General features: G+C 65.3%; 14 protein-coding genes. 4 read left to right on the top strand and 10 right to left on the bottom strand.

What is annotated here, in order from left to right:
- Positions 1 to 68: 68 nt before the first annotated feature.
- Positions 69 to 470, bottom strand: a complete 402-nt coding sequence (locus O6P39_RS14755) for a GFA family protein (RefSeq protein WP_275607253.1) — start codon at positions 468 to 470, stop codon at positions 69 to 71.
- A gap of 210 nt (positions 471 to 680) precedes the next feature.
- Between O6P39_RS14755 and O6P39_RS14750 the strand changes: the two genes are divergently transcribed.
- Positions 681 to 1,655, top strand: a complete 975-nt coding sequence (locus O6P39_RS14750; protein ID WP_275607252.1) for a helix-turn-helix domain-containing protein — start codon at positions 681 to 683, stop codon at positions 1,653 to 1,655.
- A gap of 57 nt (positions 1,656 to 1,712) precedes the next feature.
- On the opposite strand, the gene O6P39_RS14745 is transcribed toward O6P39_RS14750, so the two are convergent.
- Genes O6P39_RS14745 through O6P39_RS14735 form a run of 3 tightly spaced genes read right to left on the bottom strand, consistent with a single transcriptional unit; the run spans position 1,713 to position 4,408 of the window.
- Positions 1,713 to 3,014 carry an MFS transporter gene (locus tag O6P39_RS14745; RefSeq protein ID WP_275607251.1) on the bottom strand — a complete coding sequence of 434 codons (1,302 nt, stop codon included), beginning with the start codon at positions 3,012 to 3,014 and terminating at the stop codon, positions 1,713 to 1,715.
- Positions 3,015 to 3,055: 41 nt separating this feature from the next.
- Positions 3,056 to 4,000, bottom strand: a complete 945-nt coding sequence (locus O6P39_RS14740; protein WP_275607250.1) for an NAD(P)-dependent oxidoreductase — start codon at positions 3,998 to 4,000, stop codon at positions 3,056 to 3,058.
- Positions 4,001 to 4,060: 60 nt separating this feature from the next.
- Positions 4,061 to 4,408 (bottom strand): RidA family protein, encoded by a 348-nt coding sequence (locus O6P39_RS14735; RefSeq protein ID WP_275607249.1) that lies wholly within the window; start codon positions 4,406 to 4,408, stop codon positions 4,061 to 4,063.
- 321 nt (positions 4,409 to 4,729) lie between these two features.
- On the opposite strand from O6P39_RS14735, the gene O6P39_RS14730 reads away from it, so the two are divergent.
- Together O6P39_RS14730 and O6P39_RS14725 are read left to right on the top strand one after the other, a co-directional pair.
- On the top strand, positions 4,730 to 6,094 hold the full coding sequence (locus tag O6P39_RS14730; RefSeq protein WP_275611955.1) for an FAD-binding oxidoreductase: 1,365 nt from the start codon (positions 4,730 to 4,732) through the stop codon (positions 6,092 to 6,094).
- 9 nt (positions 6,095 to 6,103) lie between these two features.
- The gene (locus tag O6P39_RS14725; protein WP_275607248.1) at positions 6,104 to 6,448 is read left to right on the top strand and encodes a cupin domain-containing protein; all 345 of its coding nucleotides are present in this window, start codon (positions 6,104 to 6,106) and stop codon (positions 6,446 to 6,448) included.
- 219 nt (positions 6,449 to 6,667) lie between these two features.
- Here O6P39_RS14725 and O6P39_RS14720 read toward each other — a convergent pair whose 3' ends face one another.
- The 4 genes from O6P39_RS14720 to O6P39_RS14705 all read right to left on the bottom strand — a co-directional run bounded on the left by O6P39_RS14720 (position 6,668) and on the right by O6P39_RS14705 (position 9,324).
- Positions 6,668 to 7,207, bottom strand: coding sequence for a DinB family protein (locus O6P39_RS14720; RefSeq protein WP_275607247.1), 540 nt, complete (start codon positions 7,205 to 7,207; stop codon positions 6,668 to 6,670).
- A gap of 115 nt (positions 7,208 to 7,322) precedes the next feature.
- Entirely contained in the window at positions 7,323 to 8,150 is an 828-nt protein-coding gene (locus O6P39_RS14715; protein ID WP_275607246.1) for a PhzF family phenazine biosynthesis protein, read from the bottom strand.
- Positions 8,151 to 8,237: 87 nt separating this feature from the next.
- Positions 8,238 to 8,867 carry a LysE family translocator gene (locus O6P39_RS14710; RefSeq protein WP_275607245.1) on the bottom strand — a complete coding sequence of 210 codons (630 nt, stop codon included), beginning with the start codon at positions 8,865 to 8,867 and terminating at the stop codon, positions 8,238 to 8,240.
- A 52-nt stretch (positions 8,868 to 8,919) separates the two neighbouring features.
- A complete protein-coding gene (locus tag O6P39_RS14705) occupies positions 8,920 to 9,324 on the bottom strand; it encodes a VOC family protein (protein WP_275607244.1) in 405 nt (134 codons plus the stop codon).
- 137 nt (positions 9,325 to 9,461) lie between these two features.
- Here O6P39_RS14705 and O6P39_RS14700 point away from each other — a divergent pair, with 137 nt between their 5' ends.
- The gene (locus O6P39_RS14700; protein WP_275607243.1) at positions 9,462 to 10,820 is read left to right on the top strand and encodes a PLP-dependent aminotransferase family protein; all 1,359 of its coding nucleotides are present in this window, start codon (positions 9,462 to 9,464) and stop codon (positions 10,818 to 10,820) included.
- Positions 10,821 to 10,947: 127 nt separating this feature from the next.
- Here the strand turns inward: O6P39_RS14700 and chrA are convergent, their stop codons facing one another.
- Together chrA and O6P39_RS14690 are read right to left on the bottom strand one after the other, a co-directional pair.
- Positions 10,948 to 12,312 carry a chromate efflux transporter gene (gene chrA, locus O6P39_RS14695; RefSeq protein WP_275607242.1) on the bottom strand — a complete coding sequence of 455 codons (1,365 nt, stop codon included), beginning with the start codon at positions 12,310 to 12,312 and terminating at the stop codon, positions 10,948 to 10,950.
- Positions 12,305 to 13,246 carry a chromate resistance protein ChrB domain-containing protein gene (locus tag O6P39_RS14690; RefSeq protein ID WP_275607241.1) on the bottom strand — a complete coding sequence of 314 codons (942 nt, stop codon included), beginning with the start codon at positions 13,244 to 13,246 and terminating at the stop codon, positions 12,305 to 12,307. Before O6P39_RS14690 ends, chrA begins: the two co-directional genes overlap by 8 nt.
- Between the last annotated feature and the right edge of the window lie 84 nt (positions 13,247 to 13,330).

Below are 13,330 nucleotides of genomic sequence, written 5' to 3'. Positions count from 1 at the left end.
TCAGCGCAGCGCATGACCGCACCGCCGACTGCTGCCATTGGCCAGCGAAGGCTCTCGCACCAAGGCGGTCACTCGCTCTGCGGCCAGTGATCCGACAGCTCGAACCAAGGCGCCTTAGAGGCGACTTGAACATGCCTTTGCTTGTGCGAGGCGAACGCCGTGTCCAGGGTGCCGAGGGCTATCGAGATCCACTCGGAAAACTCCCCCTGACTCTTCGACCAGAACAGCGACGAGCCGCAATGGCTGCAGAACTGCCGCAATACGGATTCGGACGATGCGTAGGATTTGAGTGCATCCGCACCCTTGAGGAGGCGCAGGTCGCTGCGCGGCACGCTGGCGTAACTGGCGAATGCCGCACCGTGGCTTTTCCGGCACTGGCGGCAATGGCAGTGGCTCAACGCCTTGGGCGGGGAGAGCAGTTCGTAGTTGATCGCGCCGCACAGGCAGCTTCCCTGATAAGACCCGGCCATCCTGCTGGCACTCCTTGTGAAGGGGGGCGGCAGCTTAATCGTGGCTGGCCTGTCTGTCGAACAGCCCGGACATCCGAAATTGGTACGGGGCCATGTCCCTTGTTGTCCGCCCGCATGGCTTGCGAATAGGATGACTCCCCGACCTGCCTATCGCCCCGACCGCCGATGAACCCAAGCCACCCAGTGCCAGATGAGGAGTCGCTCGAGCACGTGCTCAAGCCTGACCTGCGGGTTGCCATCGTCCTTATCGATCAGTTCACCCTGACCCCGGTGGCCGGTTTCGTCGACGCGCTGCGCTTCGCCGCCGACCGTTCCTTCGACAGCCGGCAGATCCTCTGCCAATGGGAATGGCTGAGCGTGACGGGGGCGCCGGTCAGCGCGAGCTGCGGCCTGCCGATTGCGCCGACCAAGCGTCTGGACCCGGATGCGGAATACGACTACGTGGTGCTGGCCGGCGGGCTGTTGTCCGGGGTGATGAACCCGGAGCCTGCGCTGCTCGACTACATCCGCCGCCTGCATGCGCGCAAGGTGCCGCTGGTGGCGCTGTGCGCTTCCTACTTCACCCTGGGCCTGGCCGGCATCCTCAAGGGACGCCGCTGCGCGGTGCACTTCACCGTGCAGGAGCAGTTCGCTGCGATGTTCCCGGAGACACAGACGGTGGTCGACAAGAGCTACATCGAGGACAACGGCGTATTCACCTGTCCTGGCGGTTCGGCGTTCGAACTGGCGGCGGAGATCATCGGCCGTCACTGCGGCAAGCGCCGCGCGCAGAAGAGCCTGGAATACCTGCTGGTGGCCGACGAGGACATCCGGCGCGGCACCGACAACAGCGTGGCGCATGTCTACCAGGACCCGCTGGTGCATCGTGCGCTCGACTACATGCGCGCGCATCTCGACAGCCATTGCACGATCCGGGAGCTGGCCCTGCAACTGGGCAGCAACGAGCGGCAGTTGAATCGTGCCTTCCTGGCCAATGCCGGCCAGCCGCCCGCGCAGTTCTGGCGCAAGCTGCGGCTGCAGGAAGCGCGCAAGCTGCTCAGCGACACCAGCCTGCACGTGACGCAGATCGCCTATGCCACGGGCTTCTCCGACGCCTCGCATTTCATCCAGCAGTTCCGCAAGAGCTATGGCGAGACCCCGCACCTGTTCCGCAAGCTGCGGCATAACGCCGAACGTCTGCAATGAGAGAACGCCAACGGCCCGCCAACGTATTGCGCTGGCGGGCCGGGTTGGCGCAGTGGATCAGCCCACGTAGCGCGGGTTGGTTTCCGGCGCCCAGCGCTGACAGACCAGCGCGCCGATGACCAGCGCCGTGACGCAGATGCCAATCGCCGCCGAGGCGCCGAAGTGTTCCATCACCACTGGCAGGATGAAGGTGCAGGAGGCGGCGCCGATGCGGCTGGCGGCCACCGAGATGCCGACGCCCGAAGCGCGCAGTTCGGTGGGGAACAGCTCGGAGGTGTAGGCGAACTCCAGCACCCCGGAGGCCGCCATGACGAAGGCGAACACCGCGAACACGCCCACCACATACAGCCCCGGCATGCCGCTCCAGCTCGCCAGGACGAACAGCGCGACGGCGTTGATGCTGAAGGTGCCGACGAGGAAGGCGCGGCGAGTGAGCAGGTTGATCAGCAGCAGGCCGACCACCGATCCGGCCAGCAGGAAGATGTTGTAGATCAGCCCGCCGGTGTAGCTGTCCTCGATCTTCAGCGCGTCGAGAATCCTCGGGATGAAGGTGCTCATGGCGAAGTAGGGGATCACCTGGCAGGTGTAGAACACCATGCCGACCAGGGTGCGGCGCCGGTGTTCCGGGCTGAACAGCTGGCCCCAGGAGGCCTTCGCCTTGCCGCGTTCGTCCTCCGGCAGGTCACAGCCGCCCAGGCGTTCGATGACCCGCTGCGCTTCGGAATGGCGGCCCTGTTTCATCAGCCATAGTGGCGACTCCGGTGTGCCCTGGCGCACCAGCAGCACCAACAGGGACGGCACCGCGCTGCTGGCGAGAATCCAGCGCCAGGCGTCATCGCCCCATGACTGCATCAGATAGCCGACGATGTAGGAGAGGGTGAAGCCGAGCGTCCAGGACACCGCCATCAACGCCAGCAGGGGGCCGCGGAAACGCCGGGGCACCAGCTCCGCCACCAGCGAGACGCCGACGACGAAGTCCGAGCCCAGGGCGAAGCCCAGCAGCAGGCGCAGGACCAGCAGCTGCTGGGCGTCCTGGACGAAGAACTGGGCGATGGAGGCGCCGAAGAACAGCGCCATGTTCCAGCGATAGATGTGCTTGCGCCCGTAGCGGTCGGCCAGCGGGCCGGTGAGCAGGCTGCCGAGGAACAGGCCGATCAGGGCCGCGCCACCGAGCAGGCCGAGCCACAGGGCATCCAGCCCCAGCGGGGTGGTCGCCAGGCTGATGGCGATGCCGATGATGCCCAGCACATAGCCATCGCAGAACTGGCCACCGACACCGCCGACCGCGGCCTGGAGGTGCAGCGGGCGTACGCGGGAGTGTTCGGAGGCAGGGGAATTCGAGATATCGACGCTTTGCATGACTTACCTCTTGTTGTTCTTGTCAGGGTAAGGAAGGGCGATCAGGCCGTCCGGGTGACGAAGGCCGTGACATTGTCCAGCGCGGCATCCAGCAGCCCTTGCATGGCTTCGGCGCTGCTCCAGGCAACGTGGGGGTTGAGGATCAGGTTGTGGGTGGCGGCCAGGTGCAGCAGCGGTTCATCGAGCGTGAGCGGCTCATGGGTCACGACATCGAGCGCGGCGCCGGCGATCTCACCGTTCTGCAGTGCCCAGATCAGGTCCGGCTCGTTGATCACAGCACCGCGTGCGGTGTTGATCAGCACCGCATCTTTCTTCATCCATTCGAACTGCTGGCGGCCCAGCAGGCCGCGGGTCTGCGGTGTCAGCGGGCAGTTGAGGGAGACCACGTCGCTGCGGGCGAGCAAAGCCTGCAGGGGCAGGTAGCGCTCGCCCTGGTAGTGGCCGTCGCGGTCGTGGAAGTACACGTCCATCTCCAGGCGCGAGGCGAGGTCGGCCAGGCGCTGGGCGATGGGGCCATGGCCGACGATGCCCAGCACCTTGCCGCGCAGGTCGCGGATCGGGTAGTCGAGGTAGAACGGCTGCAGCGCCTGGCCGCGCTGGCGTTCATCCATCAGCAGGCGGTGGTAGCGGCCGACGTTGCGCAGCAGCTCGAAGATCATCGCCAGCGTGTGTTCGGCCACGGTGTGGGTGCCGTAGCCGGGGACATTGGTGACGTGGATGCCGCGCCGGCGGCAGTAGTCCAGGTCGACGATATCGGTGCCGGTCAGGGCCAGCGAGATCATGCGCAGCGACGGCAGTTGCTCCAGTTGCGCCACCGAGATCGGCACGCCGCCGGTGATGGCCACGGTGGCGGTGGACAGGCGCGCCACCATCTCGTCGGGCGCGGTGTAGTCGTGGCAGCTCCAGCGGTGGGGGAAGGGCAGTTCCCGGATCTTCACGCTCGCGGAGAAAGCGTCACGGTCGAGGAAGACGACGTCATGCAGCACAGGCACCTCCAGGTGTGATTGTTCTTTTAATGAGGGGGAGAGCTGTTACGGAAAGGGCTGTCAGGCCGCCGCGCTGGCCTGGATCTCCAGGCGGTAGCGGCTGTCGGCCAGGGACGCGCCGACGCAGGCGCGCGCCGGCGGATGTTGCGGGTCCACCCAGGCGTCGTAGATGCGATTCATGGCGTCGAACTCGGCCATGTCGGCCAGCCAGATCTGCACCCGGATAAGGCGGCCCCTGTCGACGCCGGCCAGGGCCAGGACGGCCTCCAGTTGTTCCAGCACATCGCGGGTCTGCCCGGCGATGTCCAGGCTCGTATCACGGGCGACGATGCCCGAGGTTTCGATGCAGTCGTTGAAGCGCACGCACTGGCTGTAGCGGGCGTTGCGGCCTTTGCGCTGTATGTCCACGGCGGTCCCTCCTGTCTTGTCAGCACGGCCGATGTGTCCGGCCTGGGCAGATTGTTCGGGGGCCGGCGAGCGGTCGGCTAGGAAGAAAAGGACGATAAATAGGAGAAATCTGCTTTGTTAAAAAATAACTTATAAATTTTCTCAAAGTAAAAAATATCGTTGTTTTTTAGATTGCCTGCGGATAGCCTCCGGACCCATCGCCAGCCACCGGGTTGTCCTGCCGGGATGGGTATCGCCTGGCTGGCGCGACCGACGATTTCACCTGCCAAGGGACCTGCCATGAAATTCCCAGCCGTGCCGCCGCTGAAACGCAGTTTCTGGATGCTCTCCGCCGAGCCCGACTTGAAGTTGCCGTCCCCGCTCTCGGGCAACCATCGGGCCGATATCGTGATCGTCGGCGGAGGCTTCGTCGGCCTCTGGACTGCGCTGACGATCAAGGAGCACGAGCCCGATTGCCGGGTCCTGGTGCTGGAACAGGACATTTGCGGCGGTGGTGCGTCGGGACGCAATGGCGGGTTCGTGATGTCCTGGTGGCCGAAGATCCAGTCGCTCACCTCGTTCTGTTCCAGCGAGCAGGCGACCTTCCTGGCGACCAGCGCGGAGCGCGCGATCCAGGAACTGGGCGAGTTCTGCGAACGCCACCGGATCGACGCCGCTTTCCGCCAGAAGGGCTGGCTCTGGACGGCGACCTGCAAGGCCCACGTCGATAGCTGGAACGCCACCCTGGCCGCCTGCGAGCGCCTGGGTTTCCACCCGTTCGAACGGCTGTCCCGCGAGGAGGTGGCCAGGCGCTCCGGGTCCGACGTGCACATTGCCGGCGTGCTGGAGCGCAGCAATGCCACCGTGCAGCCGGCCGCCCTGGTCCGTGGCATGCGGCGCGTGGCGCTCGAAGCGGGCGTCGAGATTTTCGAGAACACGCCGGTTACCGAGATTCAGCCGGGGCGCCCGGTGCGTCTCCTCACGGCGAACGGCCGGGTTGAAGCCGGACAGGTGGTGCTGGCGACCAACGCCTGGTCTGCCGCCATCCCGGAGCTTGCGAAGCTGTTCGTGCCGGTGGGCAGCTCCATCGTGGTGACCCAGCCGCTGGGCCAGCGCCTGGAAAGCATGGGGTGGAGCGGGGCGGAAGCCATCACCGACTCGCAGCTGCTGGTCGACTACTACCGCACCACGCCCGACGAGCGCATCGCCTTCGGCAAGGGCACCGGCTCGCTGAGCTACGGCTCGAAGATGGGGCCGGTGTTCAGCGAAGACCGTGAGGGCATCGCCCTGACCGAAGCCGACCTGCGCCGCGCCTACCCGATGCTCAACGACGCGCTGATCACCCATTCCTGGTCCGGCCCGATCGACCGCACCTACGACAGCCTGCCGGTGTTCGGCCGCATCGCCGGCAGCGACAACATCCACTACGGCATCGGCTGGAGCGGCAATGGCGTCGGCCCGAGCCGCCTGGGTGGGCGCATCCTGGCCAGCCTCGCACTGGGGCGGAAGGACCCGTGGAGCGGTTGCGCCCTGGTCGGCCGCCGCTGCAAGCCGTTCCCGCCCGAGCCGGTGCGTTTCATCGGTGGCTCGATGGTGCGCAAGGCCGTGATTCGCAAGGAACGCGCCGAACTCAACGGCAAGCCGGCGAATCCGTTCGACGTACTGATGGCCCGGTTTGCACCCGCTGGACTTGAAGACAAAGCCTGAGGAAATCCCATGACCCCCGTACTGTTCCGTCTCGACAATGCCCAGTTCTCCGAGCCCGCGCCGGCCGGCATCCCGATTGGCGAACCGATCCCGATGGCCAGCACTGCCGCGCATCAGGAACTCGCCTCGCAGAATGCTTCCAGCGGCTTCTGGGAGTGCTCTCAGGGCCGTCTGCGCCGCGCCATCATGCAGGCCGAGTACAGCTACTTCATCGAAGGCCGCGGCGTGTTCACCCCGGACGGCGGCGAGCCCATCGCCTTCAAGGCCGGGGACTCGATCTACTTCGCCGCGAATACCCAGGGCGAGTGGGAAATCATCGAGAAGGTGCGCAAGGCGTATCTGATTCTGGGGTGAGTGCGGGGCGTGGCACCTGTCCACGAGGGACATCGTGCCGTGCGGTTCGCGAGCAAGGACCAGGCGCCCCCGTCTCTCCTAGGGAATGATCGGAACGGCCGGGAGCGTAGGGCGTACAACCGTTCGCGGTTGTACGCCGATACACCTCGTTCGTCAGTCGTGCCGCGATCGACCCCGGAGCGTTATACGCCCTACGCCAGCTTGCCAATGCGGCGAGGCTCACCGAGCCTTGCGATAGTGGTCCCGGATGAATACGGGGAGATCGTTCGAGGGTGGGGTGAAGGGAATCTGATACATCATGTCGCCGACGAAGCCGCGGTGATAGGTGGCGTGATTGACCAGATGCAGCACGATTTCTTCCTGCGTCATGACGCCCTTTCCCCCTCCGACGAACTCGAAATAGACGACTTTCGACAGGTCCTCGGCCGACCAGGTGTCGACGAGCTCGATATACCAGCGGTCCATCGCCTGAACCGCGTGCCAGAGGTCGCCCAGCGGAGACGGATGTTCGGTGTTGCGGGCGGCGTAGGGGGGCTTCCGGCCTTGCAGGTGATGCCTGAAGATGTCGTCCACCACGTAAACGTGGTTCAACGTATGCACCATGTTTCCAAAGCGCGTTTGCCTCGGGCGAAGCGCCTCGCCAGCGGGCAGGTTCATCACGCTTTCGAACGTCAGCTGATTCGCCCAGGCCTTGTAGCGCACCAGCATTTTCAAGGTGTCCGTGGCGGATGCGGGGTGGCTTTCCGGAGCCGAAGACATGTTGGTCAGTCCTTGTTTGAACGCAATCGATGAGTGGGTGACTTTCTTCGAAGCGGCCTTCGGCGCTTGCCGGGACCACCCTTGTTTCCCGCGCGGCTTGCGCCATACCTGACGCTCACGGGAGCCCCTGGAGTCGGCCGGTAACCTGTGTGTGGGTCTTGCCGCCGATCCAGAACTGGCCGTCGCTGTCGCGAGCCAGATGAATGCGTCCTTTGCGGCCGAGGCGAGTGCCCTGGGCGGCGATATAGGCCTCTTCGATCACGCCGGTGGAGGACAGCCACTGCGCCAGCGAGGCGTTGAGGCTTCCCGTGACCGGGTCCTCGACGATGCTGCCCAGATGATTGTTGAAGAAGGCGCGAACTTCGAACGCGGCATCGCCATGGGAATGCGCTCCGATCACGCCGATGTCGATTCGGCGCGGCCAGTGGCGTTGCGGATTCAGGGCGAGCACCTGTTCCGCCGAGGCCAGCCTGATCCCCAGCCATCCGGGACCGTTGTCGACCCAGGCGGCATCCATGACCTCGTGCGGCTCGATCCCGAGGAATTGAACCGCTTCGCTCAATTCTTCCTGCGAGGGAGCACCGGAACGAATCAGCGGCGGTGCACCAAAGGACAGCAGCCCCTGGTCACGGCGAATGGTCACCAGCCCAACGCCGCACTCCTGGACAATTTCCCTCTCCTTCATCGGCGCCTGCCCAGTGGAAAGCCAGGCATGGCAGCTGCCCAATGTCGGGTGCCCGGCAAAAGGCATTTCTCTTTCCAGCGTGAATATCCTGACCCTGTAGTCTGCCGCCGGGTGCGTAGGCGATAGCAGGAAGGCTGTCTCCGACAGGTTGAACCAGCGGGTCAGGCGCTGCATGTCATCGGTCTTGAGCGCATCGGCACCCATGACGACCGCCAGCGGGTTACCGGAAAGAGGTTCCGCGCCGAAAACGTCGATCATCTGAAACTCATAGGTCACAACAACGCTCCTCACATTCGTGGCGGCATGGGTATTGATGGGGCAATCGATTCGACTGACATCCGGGCATCAGTCTGGCGACACCAGAAGCTTCAACCCCGCGACGGCGAACAGTGCCGAGAAGAGCCCTTGAATCCAGCGGCCGAGCCTGGCGTAGAAGGCAATCATCCGGGTGGTCGAAAAGAGGATGGCGTAGCCACCGAATATGATGATCCCGAGCACGGCACAGCCGCCGATGATTGCCGGCAAGGTGCCGCTGGGGGCGTTCTCCCGCAGTCCCAGCGACATGATCGCCATCCAGGACATGATCGCCTTCGGATTGCCGAGGTGCATGAGCACGCCTTGGCGGTACAGGGGCAGATAGCGCGGCGGCGTTCGTGACGTGTCCGCGCGGGAGATATCCAGGGTCTGCTGCAAGGCGGACCTGCCGGCGCGCACCGCCAGGTAGAGCAGATAGAGGCCGCCAAGCACCTTGATGACGACAAGCGCCTTGGCATAGGTGGCCAGCAGGGTGGAGATGCCGGTCGCCGCCAGGATTGCCCAGGCGAGCGAGCCCGTCATGACCCCGCACGCGAGGATGAGGGCGGGGATGCGCCCGTCCCGCATTGCAGTCCCCATGATTGCCATGTTGCTGGGGCCCGGACTGGCAGCGGCCAGAAAGTAGGAGCCAAAGGCGAGGGCGATAGGGCTGCCGATCATTGAGGCAACCTCCGTGACGCATGCAGGAGGCCGGACGCGCGCGACTGCTGCGTCATGCCTGGATGTCTCCGCGATAGACGATGTGGACCTTGTTCCCCTCGGGATCGCGCAGATACGCGCCGAAATAGCCAGCGCCATAGTGCGGACGTGGTCCTGGGACGCCATCGTCCATTCCTCCACTCGCAAGGCCCGCCGCGTAGGCGGCTTTCACCGCCGCTTCCGAGAGGGCCAGAAAGGCGACCATGCTGCCGTTGCCAACCGTGGAGGGTTCGCCATTGCGCGGGATATAGACGTAGAAGCGTGGCAGCGGGGCCGTCGCTGTCACCCAGCAAAGCGCCGGCGGTCCGCCGTCGGGCACGACAGTGCGGCGCGTCAGGCCGAGCGGTGCGAGGGTGGCGTCATAGAAACGGCCGGCCCGCTCGAGGTCCCGCGCGCCAACAGTCACATGGCTGAACATCTGACCCTCCGTTGCCCCGTCATTGCAGCGAGGCGGTTGGTGAAACGGTTGCATGTCGCAGACAACCCTAATGCACGTTACACTTTTGATCTATTTAAATAGTGTCACGCGACACTATTAATCACTGGACGGTAAACATGCTTCTTCAATCTCCCTGGATGCCGCGCCTTGCGGAGATCGACGCGAGTGTCGCCGAGCGGCTGGTACTGGCACTGGCCGACGACATCATCGAGGGGCAATTGAAGGGGGGCGATCGTCTGCCGGCCCATCGCGATCTCGCCTGGCAGCTGGGGGTCGGCCTGGGGACAGTGACAAAGGCCTACGCCGCCCTCGAACGGCGGGGACTGGTGCGCAGCGTCAAGGGCCGGGGCATGTTCGTGGCAATCCGCCAGGCCCATGAAGACCGGGAGATCGATCTTTCCTCCAATGTGCCGCCGGCCATGCTGTCGGCGCGACTTCTGGCCCGGACCCTGGCCGGGGTCGCGCGGAAGATCGACGCCGATCATCTCAATCTCTACTCGCCGCCCGCCGGGCACCTGGAGCATCGGCGCCTGCTGGCGCGCTGGCTTGAAACGCACGGTGTCAGGGTCGAACCGACGAACCTGGCGCTGACGAGTAATGCCCGCCAGGCCATTTCGCTGGCCTTCGATCTGGCCTGCGGCCCTCACGGGGTGATCCTGACTGAACGCGTCACCTACCCCGGTGCGATAGCGCTGGCGCGGCGCAAAGGCTATCGGATGCAAGGCGTCGCGATCGATGCAGAGGGGATGCTGCCGGAGGCGCTCGCAGCAGCGCTCGAAGGCCTCGCATCCACCGCTAACAGAGCGGTCTACCTCACGCCGACGCTGCACAACCCGACCACTGCAACCATGGGCATGGCGCGCAGGCAGGCTATCGTCGATGTCTGCCGGAGGTCGGGAGCCTGGATCATCGAGGATGGCGTCTACGCGCTGGGGCCGCCCGTGGCGCCAGCGCTCGTTGCACTGGCTCCCGAGCGTGTCTTCCACGTCAATGGGCTGTCCAAGTCGATCGGACCGGGACTCCGGATCGGTATGCTCACGCTGCCGGCGGAAATGACCGCCGCGGCGCAGGAAGTTCTGCAGGATGTCCCGATGGCGCCGTCGCCATTGTCCTGTGCCGTGGTGGAGGAGTGGTTATCCAGCGGCGTCATCGCGGCCATCCCGCAGGACTTGCGCCATGAAGCGCGCCGGCGGTCGAACCTGGCGGTTTCGCTCCTTGGCGCGGTCGAGTTCGTTGCGCATCCGGATGCCTATCACATCTGGCTGCCGATGCCCCGTGACGCTGCCGATCGCCTGGCGACTGCGGCCGCCTCGGTGGGGATCAGGGTGACACCGCCCGAATCGGTCATGGTCGACCCGGGTGACCAGGCGGCAGGTATTCGCCTTTGTCTCGGTGGTCCGTCGCTCGAAGAACTGACGGAAGGACTGACGCTTCTGGCAAGGCTCATGACGAGCACTACCGCACCGGCCACATGAAGTTCGGGCCGGCACGCTACCTTCTGTCGATGATGGGGCGTCGTGGTCATGCCCGATAGGGGCGCCCCGTCCGTACGAATCGAGAGGTCAGGGGGGAGCCGGCCAGTCGGGCTGGCCGGCAGGGCGATCAGCCGCGCAGCAAATGCACCGCCAGCCCGGCCAGGGCACAGGCGAACAAGACCTGGATCACGCCGCGCTTGAAGCGGAACAGGGCCACGGCCGCAGCGATGGCAATCACGGCCGAAGGCCAGTCGAAGGCGCCGCTGAAACCCTTCGGCCAGAGCACGTGATAACCAAAGAACACCGCCAGGTTGAGAATCACGCCGACCACCGCCGCGGTGATGCCGGTCAGCGGCGCAGTGAATTTCAGCTCGTTGTGCGTCGACTCCACCAGCGGCCCGCCGGCGAGGATGAACAGGAAGGACGGCAGGAAGGTGAACCAGGTGACCAGGCTCGCGGCGATGGCACCGGCGAGGAAGGGGTGGTCTGCGCCGAACATCGGGTGCACGTAGCCGCCGACGAAACCCACGAACGCCACCACCATGATCAGCGGCCCCGGCGTGGTTTCGCCCAGGGCCAGGCCATCGATCATCTGCGTGGGCGACAGCCAGCCGTAATGGCCGACCGCGCCCTGATAGACATAGGGCAGCACCGCATAGGCGCCACCGAAGGTCAGCAGGGCCGCCTTGGTGAAGAACCAGCCCATCTGCGTCAGGGTTCCTTCCCAGCCGAACGAGGCCGTCAGCAGCCCCATGGGCAGTAGCCAGAGGGCGGCGCCGACCAGCGCCAGGCGCAGCAGGCGCCCCCAGCGGAAGCGCGCATGTTCGGGCGTCGGGGTGTCATCGTCGATCAGCGCGGGGCCGTAGCTGGCCTTCGCTGCACCATGGCTGCCGCCAATGGCGAACTGGCTCGGCAGCAGTCGCCCGCCGATGTAGCCGAGGATCGCGGCCATCAGCACGATAACCGGGAAGGGCACGTTGAGGGCGAAGATGGCGACGAAGGAGGCCGCCGCGATAGCCCATAGCCAGGCGTTCTTCAGGGCCCGCGAACCGATGCGGTGCGCCGCATGGACGACGATGGCCGTCACTGCGGGTTTGATGCCGTAGAAGATGCCCGCCACCACCGGCACTTCGCCGAAGGCGACATAGACCCAGGACAGGCCGATCAGGATGAACAGCGACGGCAGCACGAACAGCGCACCGGCGATCACGCCGCCCCAGGTGCGATGCATCAGCCAGCCGATATAGGTGGCGAGCTGCTGGGCTTCCGGTCCCGGTAGCAGCATGCAGTAGTTCAGGGCATGGAGGAACCGGCGCTCACTGATCCAGCGGCGGCGCTCCACCAGCTCCTGGTGCATGATCGAAATCTGTCCCGCCGGGCCGCCGAAACTGATGAAGCCCAGCTTCAGCCAGAACAGGAAGGCCTCGAACAGGCTGATGGGCGCCCCAGGGGCGATCGCCTTCTCGGCGGCAGGCGTGGTGGAGTCAGTCATGGTTCTTCTCGTCAGTGGCGAATGCAGTCAACAGGCCATCGAAGATGCCGCTGGCTGCCTGTAGCAGCAGGTCGTCATCGCTGATGCTTTCTCGCAGACCGGCCAGGACGCGCTCGATGCCCGATGCCTCGGCGGGCTGGCTGCCACCGATGTCCAGGTAGTGCACGAGGGCGGCGGTGCGCTTTAGGGCGGGGCTTTCGAGCTGGAAGCTGGCCAGCAGGGTCTCGAAGGTGACGCGCTGTCCGACATGGCTGAAGGTGGCGCCGTCAAAGTCGAAGCCCAGCGCATCGGCAGGGCAGTCGCGCGGGGAGTCCAGCCAGAGGATCTGCGCGGTGGGGTCGATGAAGCGGCGAATCAGCCAGGCGCTGGCGAGGCGATCGACCCAGGGGCGTTTGCGTGTCGCCCAGCGGCGACCCCGGAAGTCTTCCGGTGCCAAGGGCGTGATGGTCTCTTCATGGCTGCTCGGCTCGTCCGGCGCGAGGGCGCGGCTGATGGCGGTTTCCAGCGCCTGCAGGGCCGAGTCGGTGAGCTGCCTGGCTTCGCTGGGGAAGAAGTCGATGGCGGTCAACTGGGCAAATGCCTTGCGCAACTTGCGGACCTGCCGTGCGGTCTGCAGGGCGTTCTCGTCCGTCAGTTCGCCAAGGCAGTTGGCGATATCGGCGCGCAACCTGGCGTATTCCTCGCTGCGGTCGAACAGCGGGATGAATCGCTCGCCGGGCTCGCTGATCGCCAGCAGGTAGGCGGTGCCATTGATGGCGAGCACCTCCTGCTCGATGGCTTCGAGGGCTTCCCGTCCGCCGACGCGCTCTGGCAACAGGTACACCCCGTCGCGCAGCACCGCCGCGCCGCAGGCCTTGAGCGCTCGCCAGGCACGCATGCGCTCGGTCGAATTGGCAGTCGGCAGGCCGAGCACCAGAAGCAGCCAAGTATTCATGTAGAGTATTCAACGTATTTGGTTGTGATCTCTACTATAGTGATGCTTCATCCAAAGGGTAAGCCGTATTCGAGAGACGGATGC

Origin of the sequence: Pseudomonas sp. PSE14, from assembly GCF_029203285.1 — a bacterium.
In the GTDB taxonomy this organism is placed as follows: Bacteria; Pseudomonadota; Gammaproteobacteria; order Pseudomonadales; family Pseudomonadaceae; genus Pseudomonas.
The sequence above is the reverse complement of the archived record's forward strand: the minus strand, read 5'-3'. Positions and strand labels throughout refer to the sequence as shown.